Here is a 19,907-nt window from a genome sequence, read left to right as displayed (position 1 = left end):
TCTTTGCTTTGTTCTGATATGCATATCGTCGTCCGTGAAGCCGCCTTTGAAGATGCGCAACTGATCGCGCATCTGACCCGCACTTGCTGGTCAGAAAAGGTCGCGACCAGCTCCACCGGTCATCATGAAAGCAGCGAACGGGTCAACCATGATTTGATGCAGGGCGGCGGTTTTGTTCTGCTGATCGATGACGAACCGGCAGGTTCGGTACGCTGGTTGCCAGTGGATGCAGAAAGCAATTGCTGGGAAATGCTGCGCATGGGTGTGCTGCCCGCGTTTCGTGGCGAAACCCTGTCGCAGCACTTGCTGGAAGCAGTCATCCATGCCGCCCAGATCGCCGGCATAGAAGAATTGCGCCTGGGTGTACGCAGTGACCAGCCGCGCCTGCTGGACCTGTATGCGGCATTTGAATTTGAACTGGCACCCGAACTTGAATATTCGCATGCCAACCCAAATGAGCCAGCCCCTTACGTCATGCGGCGTTTTCTGAGAAACTAACGAAATCGGCATAGATTCTCGTATCTAATATATTTTAGGTATACTCTTTCCTTGTATTCATAGTGCAGGTAATCGCTTGCTCTCCTGTGCTTGCTTTTTTATCCAGCAATGTGTATATGCCCGCCATTGCTTAGTATTGACTTGCTTACATTGGCCCATTCACTGTACCCGTCTATCCTGATTTGGAAATCCATCCATGAACAGCCCCATTAGCCCTTCTGCCGTCACTTCCCCTATCCCTGCACGTCTGGTGCAATTGCGCGCTGCCATGCAGGCACAGGGGCTGGATGCGTATATCGTTCCCTCATCAGACCCCCACCTGTCCGAATACCTGCCTGACCGCTGGCAGGGGCGCACCTATTTTTCCGGTTTTACCGGCTCGGTAGGTACGCTGGTCGTCACCGCTGATTTTGCCGGTTTGTGGGTCGATAGCCGCTACTGGAGTTCAGCAGAAACTGAACTGGCACCAACCGGCATCAAGATGATGAAGATCGCCTCTGCTGCTGCCACACTGTATATAGACTGGCTGGCAGAAAATCTGCAAGCCGGGCAAACTGCAGGCGTGGATGGCACGGTTCTGGGGTTGGCGACTGCCAGGGCTCTGGAACAGGCTTTGAAAGCCAAAAACATCAAACTGGATACCGCTACAGATCTTTTGCAGCAGGTCTGGGATCAACGCCCAGGCTTGCCGCAAGCGCAGATTTATGAACATGCAGCACCGTATGCCGTGGTGTCACGTGCCGACAAACTGGCCATGCTGCGTGAACAGATGCGCAGCAAGAACGCTGACTGGCATTTTGTGTCCACTGTCGATGACCTGGCCTGGATTTTCAATCTGCGCGGCTCTGACGTCAGCTATAACCCGGTGTTTGTTGGCCATGCACTGATCAGCCAAAATGAGGCAACACTGTTTGTATCCAGCGGCAAGGTACCGGCTGAGCTGGCAACAACACTGGCACATGACGGTATCAGCCTGTCTGACTACAGCAATGCAGCAACAGCTCTGGCCGCCCTGCCCGCTGGCAGCAGCATCATGATAGACCCGCGCCGTATTACCTATGGCTTTCGCCAGACCATACCGGCCACTGTGCATGTGATAGAAGCCATCAATCCCTCGGTCTTTGCCAAGTCGCGCAAGACCGCACAGGAAGCGCAGTACGTGCGTGAAGCGATGGAACAGGACGGTGCTGCCCTCTGTGAATTCTTTAGCTGGCTGGAAGGCGCACTCGGCAAGCAACGCATCACCGAACTGACCATTGATGCAGAAATCTGTGCTGCCCGTGCACGCCAGCCACACTTTGTCTCACCGAGCTTCAGTACTATTGCCGGTTTCAATGCCAACGGTGCCATGCCGCATTACCGCGCCACGGAGGAATCACATTCCGTAATTGAGGGCGATGGTTTGCTGCTTATCGATTCTGGTGGTCAATACCTGAACGGCACGACTGACATTACCCGTGTCATGCCCATAGGCCAGGTATCCGATGCACAAAAGCGTGATTTCACGCTGGTGCTGAAGGGCATGATCAATCTTTCGCAAATGCGCTATCCACGCGGCACCCTGTCACCCATGCTTGATACTGTCGCCCGCGCCCCTATCTGGGCCGACGGCATCAACTATGGTCATGGCACCGGTCATGGCGTTGGCTATTTCCTGAATGTGCATGAAGGTCCGCAAAACATTTCAGGCGCTATTGCAGAAGCTCACATGGCGATGGAGCCTGGCATGATCACATCCAATGAGCCTGGTATTTACCGTCCCGGCAAATGGGGCGTCAGGATAGAAAACCTGCTATTGAATGTGCCAGCCATGCACACCGAGTTTGGTGAATACCTGGAATTTGAAACCCTGACACTCTGCCCCATAGACACGCGCTGTATCATCATCAGCCTGTTGCGTGAAGATGAAATCAAGTGGCTCAATGATTACCATGCTACAGTCCTGCAACGCCTGTCAGCCCGCGTCAGTGGCGCTGCGCTGGAATGGCTGCAGGAAAGAACCAGAGCCCTGGTGCGCTAAACAACCAGGATTGTCCATTCACATAACAAGGCACGCCATGGAAGAAAACAAATTATTGCAGGGCCGGAATTTTCATAATATGGATTTGGCCGGTTCAAATTTTGGTCAGGTTCAATTGCGCACCAGTTCATTCCATAGTGTTGATATGGAAGCCTGCCGCTTCAGGGATGTTTCATTCATCAATGTGACGATGGAAGCCTGCGAGTTTACTGGCATGCGGATAGATGGCGTGCTGGTCTCTGATCTGCTGCGTGTCTATGCAGAGAGCAGTAAGAAATAAGCCTGCATCCGGCAGATCAACACAAAAACAGCTTCATGACAGGCGGCATATGCGTTACCGCCTGTCTTTTCTGTAGTCTTGTATACAAATTGCTTCTTATTTCTTGCCTGTTTCCGCCAGTACTTTCAGTCGATTGACGGCATTGGTATTTTGCGGATTAAGCTCCAGCGATTTCTGGTAATTGCTGACCGCCAGTTCATTCATGCTAACTGCTTCATAGGCTTCCGCCAGGCTGTCATAGGTATTGGCGCTCTTGGGATACAAGTGCACCGCCAGTTTGAATAATTCCACCGTACCCTGATCTTTTTTATCTTTCAGTCTGAAGTAAGCCCATTCATTCAAGACTTCTTCCCGCAGGTAAAAATCGGCATCTTTTGCTTTAAGCTCCTGATAAACGGCAATCGCCTTCTCATAACCGGCTTTATCCAGCGCCTGCAAAAATACGGGTGGTATTTTTAGTTGCGCCAGACGGTATTCGCTATTGATGATCTTGCTGCCGATATCGGCAACATCCGTTGTTGCATTGGACAAGACCACAACACCCTTGCCAGCTTTCCGGTCAAAACCGATATAGCTGCGATAACCACCGGTACCACCTGAATGCCCCGTGATTTCACTGCCATATCTTGTGCTGTACCCGCCCCATGCCAGCCTGACTGGTTTGCCCGGCTCTTGCGGTTCCAGCGGTTCCTGCATCTTGTTGATGACTGCCTTCAGTGTGCTGTCTTTCCCCATATTGGCAGCCAGAAATTTCAGCATGTCATTCGTGGAAGAACGGATACCCCCTGCGCTTTCCAACACACCAAGATCCCAATTGGATGTGGCATCCAGTTTTGTTTCGCCGCCAAAATTCCCTCCCACGACATACGGTGTAGCCAGATGTTTTTTCATGTCGTCGGTCAGGCGTATGCCGGTACTGCGCATATCCAGTGGAATAAGGATACGGTTTCTTATCAGGGTTTCGTAATCCGTACCAGCACGCAAACTGAGTGCATGTCCCAGCAGGCCTACACCTACATTTGAATATTCTGGATTGGCGCCGATATCACGTGTCAACTGATAGCCGGATAAAAACTGGTAGAGCAAATCCTGGGTGTAATCGACGTAAGGATTTTGAGGATTCTTTGGTGCAAAATTGGTTGGCATTCTGGGCAAACCGGACACATGCGTGGACAAATCACGCAGACTGATCTGCTTGCCACCTCGACCTGGCACGGTCACCGTTGCTGGCAAGTACTTCGCCACGGGATCATTCAGCCTGACTTCGCCTTTTTCTGCCATATCCATCAAAATCAGGCCGGTGAATACCTTGCTGATGGAACCTATTTCAAACACGGTATCTGCATCTGCCCGGGTACGATCCTGCACATTGGCATAGCCATGGCTGATCACGCGACTACCTTTATCGTCAATGATGCCAATAACAATACTGGCCCCCATTTGTTCACTGTCTATGCGCTGTTTGAGAATAGCCAGTATGTCTGCATCATTGAGTGCAACTGGGGCAGCAGCCTGGACATTGATGGCGCAAAGCGTCAATGTGACCAGGCTCAACTGACAAATGCGGCGCAGAATTGGTGTTTTCAATTTTTTCCTCCATGATATGCAAAGGTTTTATGTCACGCCCTCTCCTGCCCGCAAGATGGAAGGGATCAGAGTGAGCCTTGGCTTACTTGCACAGCATGAAATATGCCACGATGTAGATGTGGCAACTTAAGTGTTTGATTTTATTCAGATTATCTATCTACATCTGTGCCCGCTTTACAAATAACGGGCAACTGCGGACAACCGCGGACACATGCCGGACAGGATAGAGAGAGGATAGAGAGAGGATAGAGAGAGGATAGAGAGAGGATAGAGAGGGAATAGAGACAGGATACCCTGCCACTAGTCCCTCCCATCCCAGACAAGCAGGGTAATTTATGCGCTGACTATCGTACCGGGAAATTGCACGCAAAACTTGCTGCCGACATCCGGTGTGGATTCGATCAGCAGGTTTGCCTTGTGCCGTAGCAGTACATGCTTGACGATCGCCAGGCCCAGGCCCGTACCCTGGGTTTCGCGTGAACGGCTTTTATCAACGCGATAAAAACGCTCTGTCAGACGAGAGATGTGTTCAGTACTGATACCTATGCCGTCATCCTGTACTGCAAATTTTGGTCCCTGTTCGGTATCAATCCAGCTGATTTTGATATGGCCATTCTCTGGCGTATAACGGATTGCATTCGTCACCAGATTGGTCAGTGCACTGCGGATTTCATCATTGCTGCCACGAATGTCCGGCCCGGTGCATTCCAGGGTAATCGTGTGCTTGCCGGCAGATAGCGCATGCGCTTCCTGCAATATCTGCTCCAGCAAACCCAGCATGTTGATGCGTTCAGGGCGTGGCGGATAATCGACTGATTCCAGCCTGGTCAGGGTCAGCATGTCTTCAACCAGACGCTGCATGCGCTCGCCCTGCTCTGTCATCAGTTTCAAATGCATGTTGCGGGTCTGGTTATCCAGATCAGCCTGCATCGATGCGATTTCCAGAAAACCATTGATGACGGTTAAAGGTGTGCGCAATTCATGCGAGGCATTGGCGATAAAATCGCGCCGCATCATGTCTATGCGTTCAGACTCGGTGACATCGTGAGTCACCAGAATCTGGCGCCGATTTTCAAACGGGATGATATGCGCAATAAGCTTGCGGTCACGGAAAGACAGCGTCAAAGGTGTTTCGTAACGCCCCAGGATGATGTAATCCATAAATTCCGGGCTGCGTACCAGATTGGTGACGCGCATGCCCTTGTCTTGTGCCAGGCTCAGGCCCAGATGGCTTTCCGCAGCAGGATTGCACCATTCGAGGAACAATACATCGTCCATGATGACTACGCCATCCGGCAACAGAGTCATGGCCTGGCGAAAACGCGCTAGCCATTCCGCCAGCTCGGCCTGGTTTTTTTCATCACCGCGACGCAGTTTGTACAAGCGAGAAAAAATATCAGTCCAGGCGCCCCAGCCATCCGGCAAACGCGAACTGCTGGGATGGTCCAGCCAGTCCGCCAGGCGCTGCAGATAAAACAGCTGGATACAAAACAGGCCAATCAGCCCGGCCATGCCTATCAACAGACCGGTAACAGCGCCCCACAGATAGGCAGCACAGGCAGTTCCTATCAATACGACTAAAATACGCACAAACGCAGAAATCCAGAAAATGAGGCGTGGTGACATGAATGATCCTGAATATTGCTTGGAATGATAGATGGCTACTTGTACCAGGTCATGCCGACAGCCGGCTTGTTTTCAACTTGTTTCCGGCATCTGTCCAGCCTGCCCAAGCTTGTTGAACTTGATACCTTGTCAAGCTTACTCTATCTGAAAAAGAATGGTGTGTTTTCTCATGATCCTTGCCATGAACGATGGCAAGCAAAATCACGGATGCAAGAGATGATGCAGTCAGATGCAGGGAGGCAGCAAAATGGCTTGCTGCTAACCCTCCACGATGAAGTGATGTAATTCGCATAAATGATGCTCAGACTGACAGCATATGCCTGAGTAGCTGCACTTATTTTTCAGACAGCATATAGCCTACGCTACGTACTGTCTTGATCAGGGATTCGGCATTTTTCAAGACTTTGCGCAGACGCAAGACATGCACGTCAACAGTTCGTTCTTCAATGACGACATGATCGCCCCAGACCTTGTCCAGCAACTGGCTGCGCGAAAATACACGCTCCGGGTGGGCCATGAAGAATTTCAACAATTTGTATTCAGCGTGGCCGATATCGACCTTATTGTCTTCAATCTTGACCGTGCAACTGACGGGATCAAGCACTACCGGCCCGGCAGTCAGAGCAGTTTGTGCATGTTCAGGACTCTTGCGACGCAACAGCGCCTTGATCCGGGCAGTCAGTTCACGTGGTGAAAAAGGCTTGGTCACGTAATCGTCAGCACCATGATCGAGGCCGGCAATCTTGTCTTCTTCCATGCTTTTCGCAGTCAGCATGATGACCGGGATTTCATTGAATTGACGATCGGAACGTATCTTGGACAAAAGTCGCAAGCCACTTTGATCTGGCAACATCCAGTCCAGCAAAATCAGTTGCGGTGTGCGGCGCTGCAAGTAATCCCAGGCTTCTGCTGTAGAGTTGACCGCAAAAGTGTTCCAGCCGGCAGCACGCAGTGAAAAACTCACCAGTTCCACGATCGCCGGCTCATCTTCCACAATGAGTATTGTTGTGTCTGTAGCCATTATCAATAATTAATTCTGTTGTTCCTGCTTGCTGGTCACATAGTCGGAATGACGAATGTCTTTGCCTTCAACGATATAAATCGTATGCTCGGCAATATTCTTGGCATGATCACCGATACGTTCTATCGCCTTCGCTACCCACAGGGCGTTCAGTGAGGATGATATCGTAGATGGGTCTTCCATCATGAAAGTAATCAGATTACGCATGATGGAACGGAAATCATTGTCGATAATCGCATCCTGTGCAATCAACTGCACAGCCTTGGCACCGTCCTGGCGGGCAAAGGCATCCAGCGCCTGATGCAGCATGTCTGCCACGCTGCTGGCCAGTACACGAACGGTTTCATAGCCGCTGAACATCGGTGCACCACGTTTGCTGGTTGCCGCATCCCTGGAAATACGTGCAATTTTAGTCGACTCGTCACCAATGCGCTCGAGATCGGTAATCACTTTACCAGTCGCCATGACAGTACGCAGATCATTCGCTGCAGGCTGACGTTTGACAATCAGGTGGCTGCACATGTCGTCCAGACTGACTTCCAGCCGGTTGACTTCCAGATCAGACTGTATCACTGCTTCAGCTTGTTCAGCATTACCTGTACGGAAGCAGGACATCGCATCATGGAAATGGCTTTCTACCAAGCCGCCCATCAACAGGACCTTGGAACGTATAGTCTCCAGATCCATATCATATTGTTTTGAGGAATGTTCGCCTGTCACAGGTTTCTCCTGAATTCGCAATTGCAATAATTAAACACCGCCATGCCGCCTTGTGTCTGGCCCACACACATGCGGGCCGACAGACAAGGCAAGCTATCGTTTTCTTAGCCGAAACGGCCAGTTATATAGTCTTGAGTTTCTTTCTTCACCGGGTTCATGAAGATATGGTCTGTTTCACCGAATTCGACCAGTTCGCCCAGGTACATATAGGCGGTATAGTCAGAACAACGCGCCGCCTGTTGCATATTATGGGTAACGATGGCGATGGTGTATTCTTCTTTCAGCTCATTGATCAATTCTTCGATTTTCACCGTAGAAATCGGATCCAGTGCTGATGTCGGCTCATCCAGCAACAACACTTCCGGCCTGACGGATACACCACGGGCGATGCACAGACGCTGTTGCTGACCACCGGACAGGCTCAGACCACTCTTGTTGAGTTTGTCTTTGACTTCAGTCCAGATAGCGGCTTTTTTCAACGCCCATTCAACACGTTCATCCATCTCACCTTTGGACAGGTTTTCATACAGACGCACACCAAAGGCGATGTTGTCATAGACCGACATCGGGAAAGGCGTAGGCTTCTGGAACACCATGCCAACGCGTGCGCGCAGCAGGTTGATGTCCTGATCGGCATCCAGGATGTTTTTGCCGTTGTAAATGATATTACCTTCAGCACGCTGACCTGGATACAGATCATACATACGGTTCAGAGTACGCAACAAAGTCGATTTGCCACAACCGGATGGACCGATGAAAGCGGTGACTTTTTTATCGTAAATATTCAGATTGATATCGCGCAGGCTGCGTGTTGCACCGTAGAAGAAATTCAGCCCGCTGATTTCGATTGCTTTTTTCTGTTGATTGTCTTGTGGAGTAGTCATATCGGGGCCAGTATTAATGCTGTGTTTTTTGGTTAAACAAAGTACGCGATAAAATATTCAAACCGAGGACGCTGAAAGTAATCAGCAAGGCACCACCCCAGGCCAGCTCGCGCCAGTTGTCATAGGGACTCATTGCAAACTGATAAATTACCATAGGCAAGTTAGCCATAGGCTTGTTCATGTCGGCATTGAAGAACTGATTGCTCAAGGCTGTGTACAGCAAAGGCGCTGTTTCACCAGAAATACGGGCAACCGCCAACAAGATACCAGTCACCACACCGGCCTTTACGGCACGCAAACGTATCAGCAAAGCCACTTTCCAGCGTGGTGCGCCCAGTGCAAATGCAGCTTCACGCAAACTGGTCGGAACCAGGCCCAGCATATTATCGGTAGTACGGACAACGACAGGAATGGCAATCAGTGAGATGGCGATACTGCCGGCCCAACCAGAAAAATGCTTGACGTTAGCAACATAGATCGCATACACAAACAGGCCGATCACAATCGACGGTGCGGACAGCATGATGTCAGTCACAAAGCGCGTGACAAAACCAAACCAGCTTTTATCTCCGTACTCTGCCAGATAAATACCGGCCAGGATACCGATGGGTGTTGAGATCACGGCTGCACTGACAACCATCACAAAACTACCAAAGATCGCATTCATCAACCCGCCGCCATCACTACCGGGAGCAGGTGTCGACTCGGTGAACATGGCGATGTTGACTGCACTCAATCCTTTTGTCATCAAGGTAAACAATATCCACATCAGGAAGAATATACCCAGTGCCATGGCAAATGACGACAGGCCTATGCCCAGTTTATGCATGAGCAATCGACGGCGATAAACCGGATTGCTGGCAGATTGCATTGTTGAGTTTTCCATTATTTGGCTCCTTCTTTTCTGGACAAGCCCAGCAACATCAGTTTGGCAGCAGACAATACAATGAAAGTAATGACAAACAAAATCAGGCCAAGCAAGAACAATGAGGATGTGTGCAAGACTGTTTCTGCTTCTGCAAATTCATTCGCCAGAGTTGAAGCGATACTATTTCCAGCGGCGAACAATGACCAGGACAGATGATGTGAATTACCGATCATGAAGGTAATTGCCATGGTTTCACCCAGTGCACGACCCAGACCCAGCATGACACCACCGACTACACCAATCTTTGTGTATGGCAGCACGATCTTGCGTACCACTTCCCACTTGGTGCAGCCAAGACCGTAAGCAGATTCTTTCAGTACCGGTGGCACGACTTCAAACACGTCACGCATCACTGAAGAGATGAACGGAATAATCATGATTGCCAGAACTATCCCGGCAGAGAGCATGCCCATGCCTATCATCGCACCTGAAAATAAAACACCGATGACCGGCAGTTTGCCCAGCGTTGCCGCCAACACGGGCTGCACATACTGTGAAAACAATGGGGCAAATACAAACAAACCCCACATACCGTAAATAATACTGGGCACGCCTGCCAGCAATTCAATCGCTGTACCCAAAGGGCGCTTAAGCCAATTTGGACAAATTTCTGTCAGAAACAAGGCAATACCAAAACTGACAGGGAAAGCAATCACCAATGCAATGATTGATGTCACCAGAGTACCAACAATGGCGATCATGCCGCCAAACTTGTCATTAACAGGGTCCCATTCTATCGTCCAGATAAATGGCAACCCGAATTCCTTCATCGCCGGAATGGAGCGCAGAAACAGGGAAATAATAATACCGACCAGTACCACCATCACAAAAGCGGCGAAACCGAAGGTCAGTTTATGAAAAAAGAAATCTTGCCAGCGCTGACGGCGCATCACTGCAGCCATTTTTACCGAATCAACCTGATTCGACTGCTGCTGTGCCATATTGGCTGTGGGTGGGATTGCAGTTGGTGCAGTCATGTTGACGGAGGACATTTGGGTAGTCATGGGTGTCTTTTCCACCGGAAGGTAATCCGGGCAGTCCCGGATTACCTCATTCTGTTTAGTTCAATTTCTGAACAGGTTAAAGCTTTTTATTACCACAGCGCCTTGCCGGAACCGTCTTTGACTTTTGCTTTCCAGCTGTCTTCGATCAGCTTGACAACCGGTGCTGGCAGGGCCACATATTCCAGTTCAGCAGCCATGGCGCCACCGTTTTTGAATGCCCAGTCAAAGAATTTCAATACTTCTTTGCCTTTTTCAGAATCAGCCTGTGCTTTGTGCATCAGGATGAAAGAAGCACCAGTGATAGGCCAGGTGATTTTGCCAGGCTGGTTAGTCAGCACCAGGTACATGCCAGGAGCTTTGCTCCAGTCAGCACCGGCAGCAGCAGCCTTGAAGTTTTCATCATCAGGTTCTGCAAACTGGCCATCGGCATTTTTCAACAAGGTGTAAGTCATCTTGTTTTTCTTGACGTAGGCATATTCAACATAGCCGATAGAATTTCTGATTTGCTTGACGCTGGAAGCAACGCCTTCATTGCCCTTGCCACCTACACCAACTGGCCATTTAACGGCAGTAGAAGAACCTACGGCTGTTTTGAAGTCAGCATTGACTTTGCTCAGGTAATCAGTCCACAGGAAGGTCGTGCCGGAACCGTCAGAACGGTGTACGACAGTGATGTCTTCTGCTGGCAGTTTCAGGCCTGGGTTGATGGCTGCGATTTCAGGTGCATTCCATTTTGTGATTTTGCCCATGTAGATGGCGGCCAGTACATCACCTGTCATCTTCATTTTGCCTGCAGCGATACCGTCCAGATTTACAACAGGAACCACACCACCGATAATGGCTGGGAACTGTGTCAGGCCTTCAGCGTCGAGTTCTTCTGCTTTCAATGGCATGTCAGACGCGCCAAAATCTACAGTTTTCGCTTTGATCTGCTTGATACCGCCACCAGAACCGATAGACTGGTAATTCAAACCGTTACCGCTGGCTTTTTTATAAGCTTCAGCCCATTTGGCATAAATTGGGTAAGGGAAAGTCGCGCCAGCGCCGGTAATATCGGCAGCTTGAGCAGCGCCGAATGTGACAGCAACGCCGATTGCAGCGATGAGAGTTTTGACAACACGTTTGATTTGCATGTTCACCTCAGAGTTAAATAACAGGTATTCAGTACTACGAGGCGCACTGTACAAGCCAAATATGACAAGATTATGACGTGCTGCAATACCCATGAAATAATTGGATTTATTACCATTTTTATGTCATAAACTTGTCATGTAAGGCAACTAAAATGCTAGCGTGTATATATATGATGGCTTTTATGACATGCGAAACCCTATGCCCAACCAGCTAGCCCCCTCTTCAACGACCACGTCGGAAGAAATGAAACAGGAAGTCATTGCAGAAAACAAGCCGGTCGAGAAGCCAGCCAAAGCAGAAAAACTTGTCAAGGCGACAAAGCCTGTCAAGGAAGCGCCTGCTGAACTGTCACGCTCCGTCATCTTCCTTGACCGTGAAATGTCGCAAATCGCCTTTAACTGGCGCGTGCTGGCACAGGCAGAAGACCGTAGCATTCCATTACTGGAACGACTGAAATATCTGTGTATCGTCGGTAGTAACCTGGATGAATTTTTTGAAGTCAGGGTAGCCAGCCTGCTGGCCCAGAACACCGTCGATGGTGAACTGGTACAACATCCGACCTTTCAAGCCATGCTTGAGCGCATCAGCAAGGAATGTCATCAGTTAGCACATAGACAATATGAGCTGCTGAACCAGGAAATCCTGCCCCAGTTATCCAAAAAAGGCATACACCTGCTGCGTCATTCAGAACGCAATGAAGCGCAGCGTGCCTGGGTCAAAGCATATTTTGAACGTGAAGTGCGCCCGCTGCTGACGCCGATAGGCCTGGATCCGGCCCATCCCTTCCCGCAGGTAGTCAACAAAAGTCTGAACTTCATCGTCTCGCTGGCGGGCAAGGATGCATTTGGTCGCGGCACCGGCATTGCCATCGTCAAGGCACCGCGCGTCTTGCCTCGCATCATACGGCTGCCGGATGAGCTGTCAAACAATGGCATGGCCTTCTGCCTGCTGTCGTCGGTGATTCACTCGCATATTGAAGATTTATTCAACGGACGTGAAGTCTTATATTACTCACAATTCCGCGTCACCCGTGACAGCGATTTGTGGGTAGATGAAGAAGAAGTCAAAAACCTGCGCCAGGCACTGCAGGGCGAATTGCAAACGCGCCAGTTCGGCGCTGCCGTGCGCCTGGAAGTCGCCAAAAACTGCCCGGAAAACCTGTCGCGCTTCTTGCTGGAGCAGTTTTCACTCGACAGTGACCGTCTGTATCCGGTCGATGGTCCGGTGAATATGGTCAGGCTGGGCGAACTGGTTGACCATGTGAAGCAGGCAAATTTGCGCTTCCCACCGTTCTCTGCCAAAGCCATTGTGAAATATGCGCATGCAGACATATTCACATTATTACGTAAGCAAGACATCTTGTTGCATCACCCCTTCCAGCCTTTCCAGACCGTGATTGATTTCATCCGCTCTGCATCACTGGACCCCAGCGTGGTTGCCATCAAGCAGACGATTTATCGTACCGGCATGAATTCCGACCTGATGGAATCCCTGATCACGGCAGCCCGGCTGGGTAAGGAAGTCACCGTCATTGTCGAACTGATGGCGCGCTTCGATGAAGAAGCCAATATCAACTGGGCAGACAAGTTGCAACGTGCCGGTGCCCAGGTTGTATACGGTGTGGTCGGCCTGAAGACCCATGCCAAACTGGCGCTGGTGATACGCCGTGAAGAAGGTGGCCTGTTGCGTCACTATGCCCATCTGGGAACTGGAAATTACCACCCGTCCACTACCCGTTTCTATACCGACTTTGGTTTATTGACCGCCCACCCTGAAATGGCAGCAGAAGTGAATGAAGTCTTCATTCACCTGACTGGTCTGACCAAACCGAAGAAGCTCGATTACCTGTGGCTGGCCCCCTTTGCGCTGCAACCGCAGATCATCAAGGCCATCCGCAATGAAGCACGGATTGCCCGCGAGGGCCGCCCTGCCCGCATCATTGCAAAAATGAATGCCCTGCTGGATGAATCCGTGATTCGTGCCCTGTATGCGGCCTCGTCTGATGGCGTGAAGATAGATTTGATCGTACGCGGTGCCTGCGCCTTGCGCCCTGGCGTACCGGGTCTGTCAGAAAATATACGCGTACGTTCGATTATTGGGCGCTTCCTTGAGCATAGCCGCATTTATTACTTCCGTAATGACCTGGCACACGATGTACATCTGGCCAGTGCTGACTGGATGAACCGTAATCTGTTCCGCCGCATTGAAGTGGCTTTCCCGGTACTGGAAAAATCACTGAAAAAACGCGTGATATCAGAAGGTCTGGAACCCTACCTGAAAGACAATGTGAATGCCTGGGTACTGGATTCTGAAGGCCGCTATGAACGCAAGAAAGTGCGTGCAAAACAATTGCGTTTCTGCGCCCAGCAGCATTTGATGCACAGCCTGGGTTCGGTAGCGGATACGGATAGTTAGGAATAGTTAGCGATGGATTTAATTCTCTGGCGACATGCGGAAGCCGAACCTGCAACAGAAGAGCTCACTGATGAATTCAGGAAGCTGACTGGCAAGGGTTTAAAACAGGCAGGCAAGATTGCCTACTGGCTTGACAGCACGCTGCCGGAGACCTGCAAAATCCTGGTCAGTCCCACCATACGCACCAGGGACACGGCCGAAGCACTGATCGCCTGCGGCAGAAAATCCAAAGTCTTGCCCGAACTGGGGCCCAGCGCCAATGTCGCCGACATATTGACGGCAGCAAACTGGCCCAATAGCCGTGAACCTGTACTGATCGTCGGCCACCAGCCCTACCTGGGTCAGGTGGCGGCAGAATTGCTGGGCCATCCCTTGCAGGAATACAGCGTACGCAAAGGTAACGTCTGGTGGATCACGCAAAGACAACGTGAAAACAGCGTTACGCAAACTTACCTGAAAGCGATCATGTCACCTGACCTGGTCGTCAAATAATCGCTTTCCTCTGCGCGCCCGATCGCGTTGATACCGGGGCCGCAAGCAGCAATACAGGCTAACTGTTAGTATACCGGTCTGCCATCACTATTTTCCCGCCGATGAAACCCGTACACATTCTCGCCGCAATGATTGCTGTCATTACCTGGGGCGTGAATTTTGTGGTCATCAAGATCGGTCTGCAAGGTTTGCCACCGGTATTGTTTACGGCATCCCGCTTTGTCTTTGCCGCTTTTCCGCTGGTTTTTTTCATCCCCCGTCCGCAGACTGCCTGGAAATGGATTATTGCTTACGGCATGTTCCAGTTTGCCTTCCAGTTCACCTTGCTGTTTTGTGGCATGAAGCTGGGTTTCCCGGCTGGCCTGGCATCGCTGGTGATGCAATTACAGGCTTTTTTCACCATGGGTCTGGCGGTATTAATGCTGGGTGAAAAAAAGCCGCAACTGATGCAGGTGCTGGGTGCACTGATCGCCCTGTCGGGCATGGCTCTGGTTGGTATGCATATTGAAGCGCAAGCGACAATGCTGGGCTTTCTGCTGGTGGTGGCTGGCAGCATTTGCTGGAGCATCGCCAATATCGTCACCAAGAAAATTGGCGTCGTCAATCCGCTGGCTATGGTGGTGTGGGGGTCGGCCATTGCCAGCCCGCCGCTGATGATTGCATCACTGCTGCTGGAAGGCAGCGATGCCTGGCTCAACGCCTATGCGCAATTGAACTGGACATCGGTCGCAGCGATTGTGTATCAGTCTTACCCGAATACCTTGCTGGGATTTGGCATCTGGTCCTGGCTGATGCGCAAATATCCTGCCGCTACGGTGGCACCTTTCACCCTACTGGTACCAGTCGTAGGCATGCTGAGTGCATCCGTGATACTGGATGAACCGCTGTTCTGGTGGAAAATCTGTGCTGGCTTGCTGGTACTGGGCGGCCTGGTGTGCAACCAGTTTGGTCAGCGTCTGTGGGTATGGCTTAAACCAGCGCCGTCGAATTAACTGCCAACGGCTTCCAGTTCCGCTTCATGCTCTGCTTCTGCGAAGGTTTCAACTACGCTTGCCGGATGGATGATGTCATGCCAGGTCACCAGTTTCAGCACGCCCTGCGCATCTTCCACCAGGGCTGACAGGCTTTCTACCCAGTCACCATCATTGCAATACAGGATACCGCCGATATCGCGGATTTCTGGCTTGTGGATGTGGCCGCAGATAATGCCGTCCAGACCTTTACGACGCGCCTCATCTGCCAATGCATCTTCAAATTGCGTGATGTAGCTGACGGCGTTCTTGACCTTTTGCTTCAGGTATTGCGACAGCGACCAGTAAGGCATACCGGCACGTGCGCGCCAGTTATTGAAAATCTGATTGAATTTCAGGATGACCGTGTACAGGCTGTCGCCTACATAGGCCAGCCATTTGGCACAGGCAATCACACCATCAAAGCGATCACCATGCAACACCAGCATGCGCTTGCCGGCAGCGGTGGTATGCACAAGTTCATCACGGATCTTGATACCACCAAAATCGAGATCGATGAACTGACGTATGGATTCGTCGTGGTTGCCAGGCACGAAAATAACATTCGTGCCTTTCTTGGCTTTCTTCAATACGGTCTGCACCACATTATTGTGGGTTTGGTCCCAGTACCAGCGGCGCTTTAACTGCCAGCCATCAATGATGTCGCCCACCAGGTACAGGGTTTCAGAGTCGGTCGCGCGCAAGAATTCGAGCAGTTTGGCTGCCTGACAGCCGCTCGTTCCCAAATGTAAATCAGAAATCCAGATGGTGCGGAAACGCTGGGTTTCTTTTTTACCGGACTTGTACAATTTACTGTTGAGGAACTGATCGGCTGGTTTCATGCTTGCTACTCCCCTGTTCCGTAGTGACGTGCATAACGGTTGTCCAGATTCGCCAGTGGCAACATGACGAACAGATCGGCACTGTGAAAATCAGGATCCCAGGCCGGGTCACCGCACACCCAGGCACCGGCACGCAGATAGCCCTTCAACAAAGGCGGGATGCGGGCTTCAGTTGCACTGCTGTCGATTTCGTCCAGCGGGAAAGGCGTGTGTGGCGTGACGCGGTATTCAAGCGGTGAAAAATCAGCTGCAGACAAGCCGCGATAAATCGCTGCCGCATTCTGGCCGCCATCTGTCAGGCTGATGCTGGCACAACCGATAAGGTGCGAGCAACGTTCACGGCGCATATAGGCAGCCAGGCCAGCCCACAACAGCATGATGACAGCACCACTGCGGTAATCTGGATGGATGCAGGCACGTCCGGCTTCTGCCACGCTGTGACGGATATTGTGCAGGCGAGACAGATCAAATTCTGTTTCCGAATAATAACGGCCCATCTGGCGGGCTGCGTTTGGCCCCATGATGCGATAGGTGCCAACTACTTTCAGGCTCTTGGAGTCACGTACGATCAAATGATCACAGTAATCATCAAATTCATCTTTATCCAGCCCATCCGGGTTGGACAGGGCTGACAAGCCCATACTTTCGATAAATACCTTGTAACGCAGGCGTTGCACTTCCGTGACTTCTTCTGGCGTTGTAGCAAGGCTCAGATTGAGTTTGGAAAAACTTGGATTAGCATCCGCGGGTATCGTAAGTAATCGCATTCATCGTCCTTGTCATGTTGTTCGTTGATTCGACGAACGAAGGATAATCAAGGATTACTTCAGCAAGATGACAGCCAGATGTCGGTTTGATGACAGGTAAAAAAACAACAATCCCCGGTCAAACCAGGGTTTTCCGGGGATTTCTTAGCGACAAGACAGCAATACGATCTGTGTTGTATGCGATCTGTATTATTTTTCTTTCTTTGGACGCCCGGCCTTCAGGGGAGCCAGTCCGGCGATCAGTTTTTTCAGTGCCGGCACGTCTGTCTTGCTCAGCAGCGCCACGCCTATGCGCAACAACTGGCTTTTCTTTACTTCCACGCCAGCCTTCAGACAGGCTTTTTTGACAGCACCAAGTGCTGCGTATTCGCTTTCCGGCATCGTGAAGCTATCACGTACCAGCTTTGCTTTCTTCACTTTTTCTACCGGGACGGCAATCAGCTTGGCAGCAGGAACCACGACTTTGACTTCTGCCGCTTTCACTGCCTTGGGTGCTGGAGCCGGTTTGGTGACCGGTGCAGGCTTGGCCTTAGGTGCAGGCTTAGGTGCAAGTTTAGGTGCAGTTTTTTCAACGGACACAGACTTCGCTACAACTGCTTTTTTAACTGCAGCGACTGGACTTTTTCTCACAGCCACTTTTTTCGGCGTACTTGCTACTACGGAATTCACGGGATTCGGTTTTTTGCTTGTTGCAGTTGCCATCTCAACCTCCAAATTTAAAAACATGTAAACAATATAAACAATTTATTGTCGATATGCAAGGACGAAGCATAGCCAGCAGAAATGACAGCCGCATTACCAAATGCGGCTGTCACAGAAAAATCCCTCTGCCATATGAAAATTTTGACCCGTTTTTGACCCGCTTTTAGCCCGCTTACATTCATATTGCGCTTTAAAAAGCTGATCTCTAGCGCTCGTCTGATCAACCGAAAGCGTTCTACGCCGATGAAATAGCCTTATTGGGGCCTGGCTTCCGCTTCGGCCTTCGGAGGAATGACAGGTGCCTCAGGGACGGCAGTAATCACATAACGGGCGTCAGAAAGCTGATCAACCGCCAGGTTTTTTTTAACGCAGGCGCTGGCGAGTTTTTTGGTGTATCAACGCCGTTGGCTACGCTGACAAGGATGGAAACAAGGGGCAAGGAAAAAAGCAGGCCTACAGCACATACTGACGATAGTCGTTTCAGTCGCTTTACGTTTTGATCGCGGAATATAAAAATAATTTACAAAATTGCAATTTTAATCGAAATTATTCCTGCACACTCCATTACACGCCATTAGACGACTAGTCCGCGCTACCGATCATCCACAACAAGTCTCAATCCAGCGTCGCGGTACGATAACGATTGACCTCAGGTGCCGTCACCACAGATGCATGATTGCCCCAGGCGTTACGCACATAACTCAATACCAGCGCCACCTCATTGTCCGACAGGACCTGGCCAAATGGCGGCATGCCATATGGACGCGGGTTACCCTTGGTGACGGGTGGAAAGCCGCCAGCCAGAATCAGGCGCACAGGGTTAGCTACCAGTTGCGTCTGTATCGCCGGATTGCCTTTCAGGGCCGGGTAAATCGATGGCACACCTGCACCAGTGGCGCCATGGCAATCCATGCAATGTGTCTTGTACAGCGCAGCGCCAGATTTCATGACACCGTCCATGGTTTCCTTGCTGATGTTTTGCGCAGACAGCGCGCGATCAAACAGATCTTTTTCTTCGATCCTTACCGCCGGGGTGGCACGCAGATAAGTCACCATCGCACTCATATCCTGGTCTGACAAATGCTGCAGACTGGCGGACACGACTTCCGCCATGGGGCCGGATAGAGCGGTATCTGCATTGATGCCGTGTTTCAGCAAGGCCAGCAGTTGCGGTGCCTGCCATTGCGCCAGATTGATTTCCCCGCCGTTTGCCAGCGAAGGCGCGTACCAGCTGGTCAGCGCCAGTTCACCACCAGACAAATCTGCCGTGCCAGCATTCGCCCCCAGCATATTGCGGCTGCTATGACAGGCGCTGCAATGGCCAAGCCCGTTCACCAGATAGGCACCCCGGTTCCATTCCACGCTTTGCTGTGCATTTTGCCGGTACACCGCAGGACGGAAATAGGCAGCACGCCAAAACGCCAGCAAGGCCCGTTGATCATAAGGAAAACGTAATTCATGCGGCTGGTTGGCGCGCTCTATCTTGGGGATGGACTGAAAATAGGCATACATGGCATCAGAATCTGTGCGTGTTACCTGGCTGTAATTGGCATAGGGAAAAGCCGGATACAACATGCGTCCGTCGCGCCCTTTGCCGTTGTGCAAGGCTTGCCAGAAATCGTCAGCACTCCAGCTACCGATGCCGGTTTTCACATCCGGTGTAATATTCGGCGCGACAAAATCCCCAAATTCGGTCTGCAGTACCCTGCCGCCGGCGAAGGCAGCACCGCCGCGTGCAGTGTGGCAGGACATGCAGTTACCGGCACGTACCAGATATTCACCACGGACGATCAGATCAGCAGTCTCTGCACTATTTACGCCATTGGCACCATTAGCACCATTAGCAGGCTTGAGCTGCTCAGCCAGTGTCTGATGATCATCTACCAGATAATAACCATACGCAGCCACACCGGCAGCGCCCAACACACCGACCGCCACCAGCGCCAGTAAAATCAAATAAAATCTTTTCATGTGGTT

19 protein-coding genes are annotated in these 19,907 nt (G+C 51.1%); 6 read left to right on the top strand and 13 right to left on the bottom strand.

Annotated elements, in window-relative coordinates; all coding sequences use genetic code 11:
- The first annotated feature begins 18 nt into the window (after nucleotides 1-18).
- From H8L32_RS19685 to H8L32_RS19675, 3 genes are all read left to right on the top strand, one after another.
- The gene (locus H8L32_RS19685) at nucleotides 19-498 is read left to right on the top strand and encodes a GNAT family N-acetyltransferase (protein WP_186948974.1); all 480 of its coding nucleotides are present in this window, start codon (nucleotides 19-21) and stop codon (nucleotides 496-498) included.
- Between the two features lie 196 nt (nucleotides 499-694).
- Nucleotides 695-2,518 (top strand): aminopeptidase P family protein, encoded by a 1,824-nt coding sequence (locus H8L32_RS19680; protein ID WP_186948973.1) that lies wholly within the window; start codon nucleotides 695-697, stop codon nucleotides 2,516-2,518.
- Nucleotides 2,519-2,555: 37 nt separating this feature from the next.
- Nucleotides 2,556-2,798, top strand: coding sequence for a pentapeptide repeat-containing protein (locus tag H8L32_RS19675; protein ID WP_186948972.1), 243 nt, complete (start codon nucleotides 2,556-2,558; stop codon nucleotides 2,796-2,798).
- Between the two features lie 96 nt (nucleotides 2,799-2,894).
- Here the strand turns inward: H8L32_RS19675 and H8L32_RS19670 are convergent, their stop codons facing one another.
- The 9 genes from H8L32_RS19670 to pstS all read right to left on the bottom strand — a co-directional run bounded on the left by H8L32_RS19670 (nucleotide 2,895) and on the right by pstS (nucleotide 11,701).
- Nucleotides 2,895-4,385 (bottom strand): serine hydrolase, encoded by a 1,491-nt coding sequence (locus H8L32_RS19670; RefSeq protein WP_186948971.1) that lies wholly within the window; start codon nucleotides 4,383-4,385, stop codon nucleotides 2,895-2,897.
- Nucleotides 4,386-4,718: 333 nt separating this feature from the next.
- Nucleotides 4,719-6,011, bottom strand: a complete 1,293-nt coding sequence (gene phoR / locus H8L32_RS19665) for a phosphate regulon sensor histidine kinase PhoR (protein WP_186948970.1) — start codon at nucleotides 6,009-6,011, stop codon at nucleotides 4,719-4,721.
- A 49-nt stretch (nucleotides 6,012-6,060) separates the two neighbouring features.
- Complete coding sequence (locus H8L32_RS19660; protein WP_186948969.1) at nucleotides 6,061-6,303, bottom strand: hypothetical protein; 243 nt, start codon at nucleotides 6,301-6,303, stop codon at nucleotides 6,061-6,063.
- 42 nt (nucleotides 6,304-6,345) lie between these two features.
- Nucleotides 6,346-7,032, bottom strand: a complete 687-nt coding sequence (phoB, locus tag H8L32_RS19655; protein ID WP_186948968.1) for a phosphate regulon transcriptional regulator PhoB — start codon at nucleotides 7,030-7,032, stop codon at nucleotides 6,346-6,348.
- A gap of 9 nt (nucleotides 7,033-7,041) precedes the next feature.
- A complete protein-coding gene (phoU, locus tag H8L32_RS19650) occupies nucleotides 7,042-7,752 on the bottom strand; it encodes a phosphate signaling complex protein PhoU (RefSeq protein WP_186948967.1) in 711 nt (236 codons plus the stop codon).
- A 104-nt stretch (nucleotides 7,753-7,856) separates the two neighbouring features.
- Nucleotides 7,857-8,636, bottom strand: a complete 780-nt coding sequence (gene pstB, locus H8L32_RS19645; protein ID WP_186948966.1) for a phosphate ABC transporter ATP-binding protein PstB — start codon at nucleotides 8,634-8,636, stop codon at nucleotides 7,857-7,859.
- A gap of 13 nt (nucleotides 8,637-8,649) precedes the next feature.
- Nucleotides 8,650-9,522 carry a phosphate ABC transporter permease PstA gene (pstA, locus tag H8L32_RS19640; RefSeq protein WP_186948965.1) on the bottom strand — a complete coding sequence of 291 codons (873 nt, stop codon included), beginning with the start codon at nucleotides 9,520-9,522 and terminating at the stop codon, nucleotides 8,650-8,652.
- Nucleotides 9,522-10,505: a phosphate ABC transporter permease subunit PstC gene (pstC, locus tag H8L32_RS19635; RefSeq protein WP_222619428.1), complete on the bottom strand. Its 984-nt coding sequence runs from the start codon at nucleotides 10,503-10,505 to the stop codon at nucleotides 9,522-9,524. The genes pstA and pstC overlap by 1 nt, the downstream gene beginning before the upstream one ends.
- A gap of 152 nt (nucleotides 10,506-10,657) precedes the next feature.
- Nucleotides 10,658-11,701 (bottom strand): phosphate ABC transporter substrate-binding protein PstS, encoded by a 1,044-nt coding sequence (pstS, locus tag H8L32_RS19630; protein ID WP_186948964.1) that lies wholly within the window; start codon nucleotides 11,699-11,701, stop codon nucleotides 10,658-10,660.
- Nucleotides 11,702-11,900: 199 nt separating this feature from the next.
- On the opposite strand from pstS, the gene ppk1 reads away from it, so the two are divergent.
- The 3 genes from ppk1 (at nucleotide 11,901) to H8L32_RS19615 (ending at nucleotide 15,601) form a co-directional block, all read left to right on the top strand.
- A complete protein-coding gene (gene ppk1 / locus H8L32_RS19625; protein WP_230412318.1) occupies nucleotides 11,901-14,117 on the top strand; it encodes a polyphosphate kinase 1 in 2,217 nt (738 codons plus the stop codon).
- A 12-nt stretch (nucleotides 14,118-14,129) separates the two neighbouring features.
- Entirely contained in the window at nucleotides 14,130-14,609 is a 480-nt protein-coding gene (gene sixA / locus H8L32_RS19620) for a phosphohistidine phosphatase SixA (protein ID WP_186948963.1), read from the top strand.
- Between the two features lie 101 nt (nucleotides 14,610-14,710).
- Complete coding sequence (locus tag H8L32_RS19615; RefSeq protein ID WP_186948962.1) at nucleotides 14,711-15,601, top strand: EamA family transporter; 891 nt, start codon at nucleotides 14,711-14,713, stop codon at nucleotides 15,599-15,601.
- On the opposite strand, the gene H8L32_RS19610 is transcribed toward H8L32_RS19615, so the two are convergent.
- The 4 genes from H8L32_RS19610 to H8L32_RS19595 all read right to left on the bottom strand — a co-directional run bounded on the left by H8L32_RS19610 (nucleotide 15,598) and on the right by H8L32_RS19595 (nucleotide 19,901).
- Complete coding sequence (locus tag H8L32_RS19610) at nucleotides 15,598-16,461, bottom strand: UDP-2,3-diacylglucosamine diphosphatase (protein WP_186948961.1); 864 nt, start codon at nucleotides 16,459-16,461, stop codon at nucleotides 15,598-15,600. The two genes, H8L32_RS19615 and H8L32_RS19610, sit on opposite strands and share 4 nt — an antisense overlap.
- A gap of 5 nt (nucleotides 16,462-16,466) precedes the next feature.
- Nucleotides 16,467-17,228 (bottom strand): GNAT family N-acetyltransferase, encoded by a 762-nt coding sequence (locus H8L32_RS19605; RefSeq protein ID WP_186948960.1) that lies wholly within the window; start codon nucleotides 17,226-17,228, stop codon nucleotides 16,467-16,469.
- Nucleotides 17,229-17,417: 189 nt separating this feature from the next.
- A complete protein-coding gene (locus H8L32_RS19600; RefSeq protein ID WP_186948959.1) occupies nucleotides 17,418-17,930 on the bottom strand; it encodes a hypothetical protein in 513 nt (170 codons plus the stop codon).
- A 615-nt stretch (nucleotides 17,931-18,545) separates the two neighbouring features.
- Nucleotides 18,546-19,901 carry a c-type cytochrome gene (locus tag H8L32_RS19595; RefSeq protein ID WP_186948958.1) on the bottom strand — a complete coding sequence of 452 codons (1,356 nt, stop codon included), beginning with the start codon at nucleotides 19,899-19,901 and terminating at the stop codon, nucleotides 18,546-18,548.
- Nucleotides 19,902-19,907 lie beyond the last annotated feature (6 nt).

Source organism: Undibacterium hunanense, assembly GCF_014284335.1.
GTDB classification, from domain to species: domain Bacteria; phylum Pseudomonadota; class Gammaproteobacteria; order Burkholderiales; family Burkholderiaceae_D; genus Undibacterium; species Undibacterium hunanense.
This window is presented reverse-complemented; position numbering and strand designations above follow the sequence as displayed.

Bases quoted from the DNA above. Each gene is read 5' to 3' on its own strand.
- H8L32_RS19660 (WP_186948969.1), bottom strand. From the start codon at position 6,303: ATGCGAATTACATCACTTCATCGTGGAGGGTTAGCAGCAAGCCATTTT.
- pstC (WP_222619428.1), bottom strand. From the start codon at position 10,505: ATGGCACAGCAGCAGTCGAATCAGGTTGATTCGGTAAAAATGGCTGCA.
- H8L32_RS19615 (WP_186948962.1), top strand. From the start codon at position 14,711: ATGAAACCCGTACACATTCTCGCCGCAATGATTGCTGTCATTACCTGG.
- H8L32_RS19675 (WP_186948972.1), top strand. From the start codon at position 2,556: ATGGAAGAAAACAAATTATTGCAGGGCCGGAATTTTCATAATATGGAT.
- H8L32_RS19680 (WP_186948973.1), top strand. From the start codon at position 695: ATGAACAGCCCCATTAGCCCTTCTGCCGTCACTTCCCCTATCCCTGCA.
- H8L32_RS19600 (WP_186948959.1), bottom strand. From the start codon at position 17,930: ATGGCAACTGCAACAAGCAAAAAACCGAATCCCGTGAATTCCGTAGTA.
- phoB (WP_186948968.1), bottom strand. From the start codon at position 7,032: ATGGCTACAGACACAACAATACTCATTGTGGAAGATGAGCCGGCGATC.
- pstB (WP_186948966.1), bottom strand. From the start codon at position 8,636: ATGACTACTCCACAAGACAATCAACAGAAAAAAGCAATCGAAATCAGC.
- pstA (WP_186948965.1), bottom strand. From the start codon at position 9,522: ATGGAAAACTCAACAATGCAATCTGCCAGCAATCCGGTTTATCGCCGT.
- H8L32_RS19685 (WP_186948974.1), top strand. From the start codon at position 19: ATGCATATCGTCGTCCGTGAAGCCGCCTTTGAAGATGCGCAACTGATC.
- H8L32_RS19610 (WP_186948961.1), bottom strand. From the start codon at position 16,461: ATGAAACCAGCCGATCAGTTCCTCAACAGTAAATTGTACAAGTCCGGT.
- pstS (WP_186948964.1), bottom strand. From the start codon at position 11,701: ATGCAAATCAAACGTGTTGTCAAAACTCTCATCGCTGCAATCGGCGTT.
- H8L32_RS19595 (WP_186948958.1), bottom strand. From the start codon at position 19,901: ATGAAAAGATTTTATTTGATTTTACTGGCGCTGGTGGCGGTCGGTGTG.
- sixA (WP_186948963.1), top strand. From the start codon at position 14,130: ATGGATTTAATTCTCTGGCGACATGCGGAAGCCGAACCTGCAACAGAA.
- phoR (WP_186948970.1), bottom strand. From the start codon at position 6,011: ATGTCACCACGCCTCATTTTCTGGATTTCTGCGTTTGTGCGTATTTTA.
- H8L32_RS19605 (WP_186948960.1), bottom strand. From the start codon at position 17,228: ATGCGATTACTTACGATACCCGCGGATGCTAATCCAAGTTTTTCCAAA.
- ppk1 (WP_230412318.1), top strand. From the start codon at position 11,901: ATGCCCAACCAGCTAGCCCCCTCTTCAACGACCACGTCGGAAGAAATG.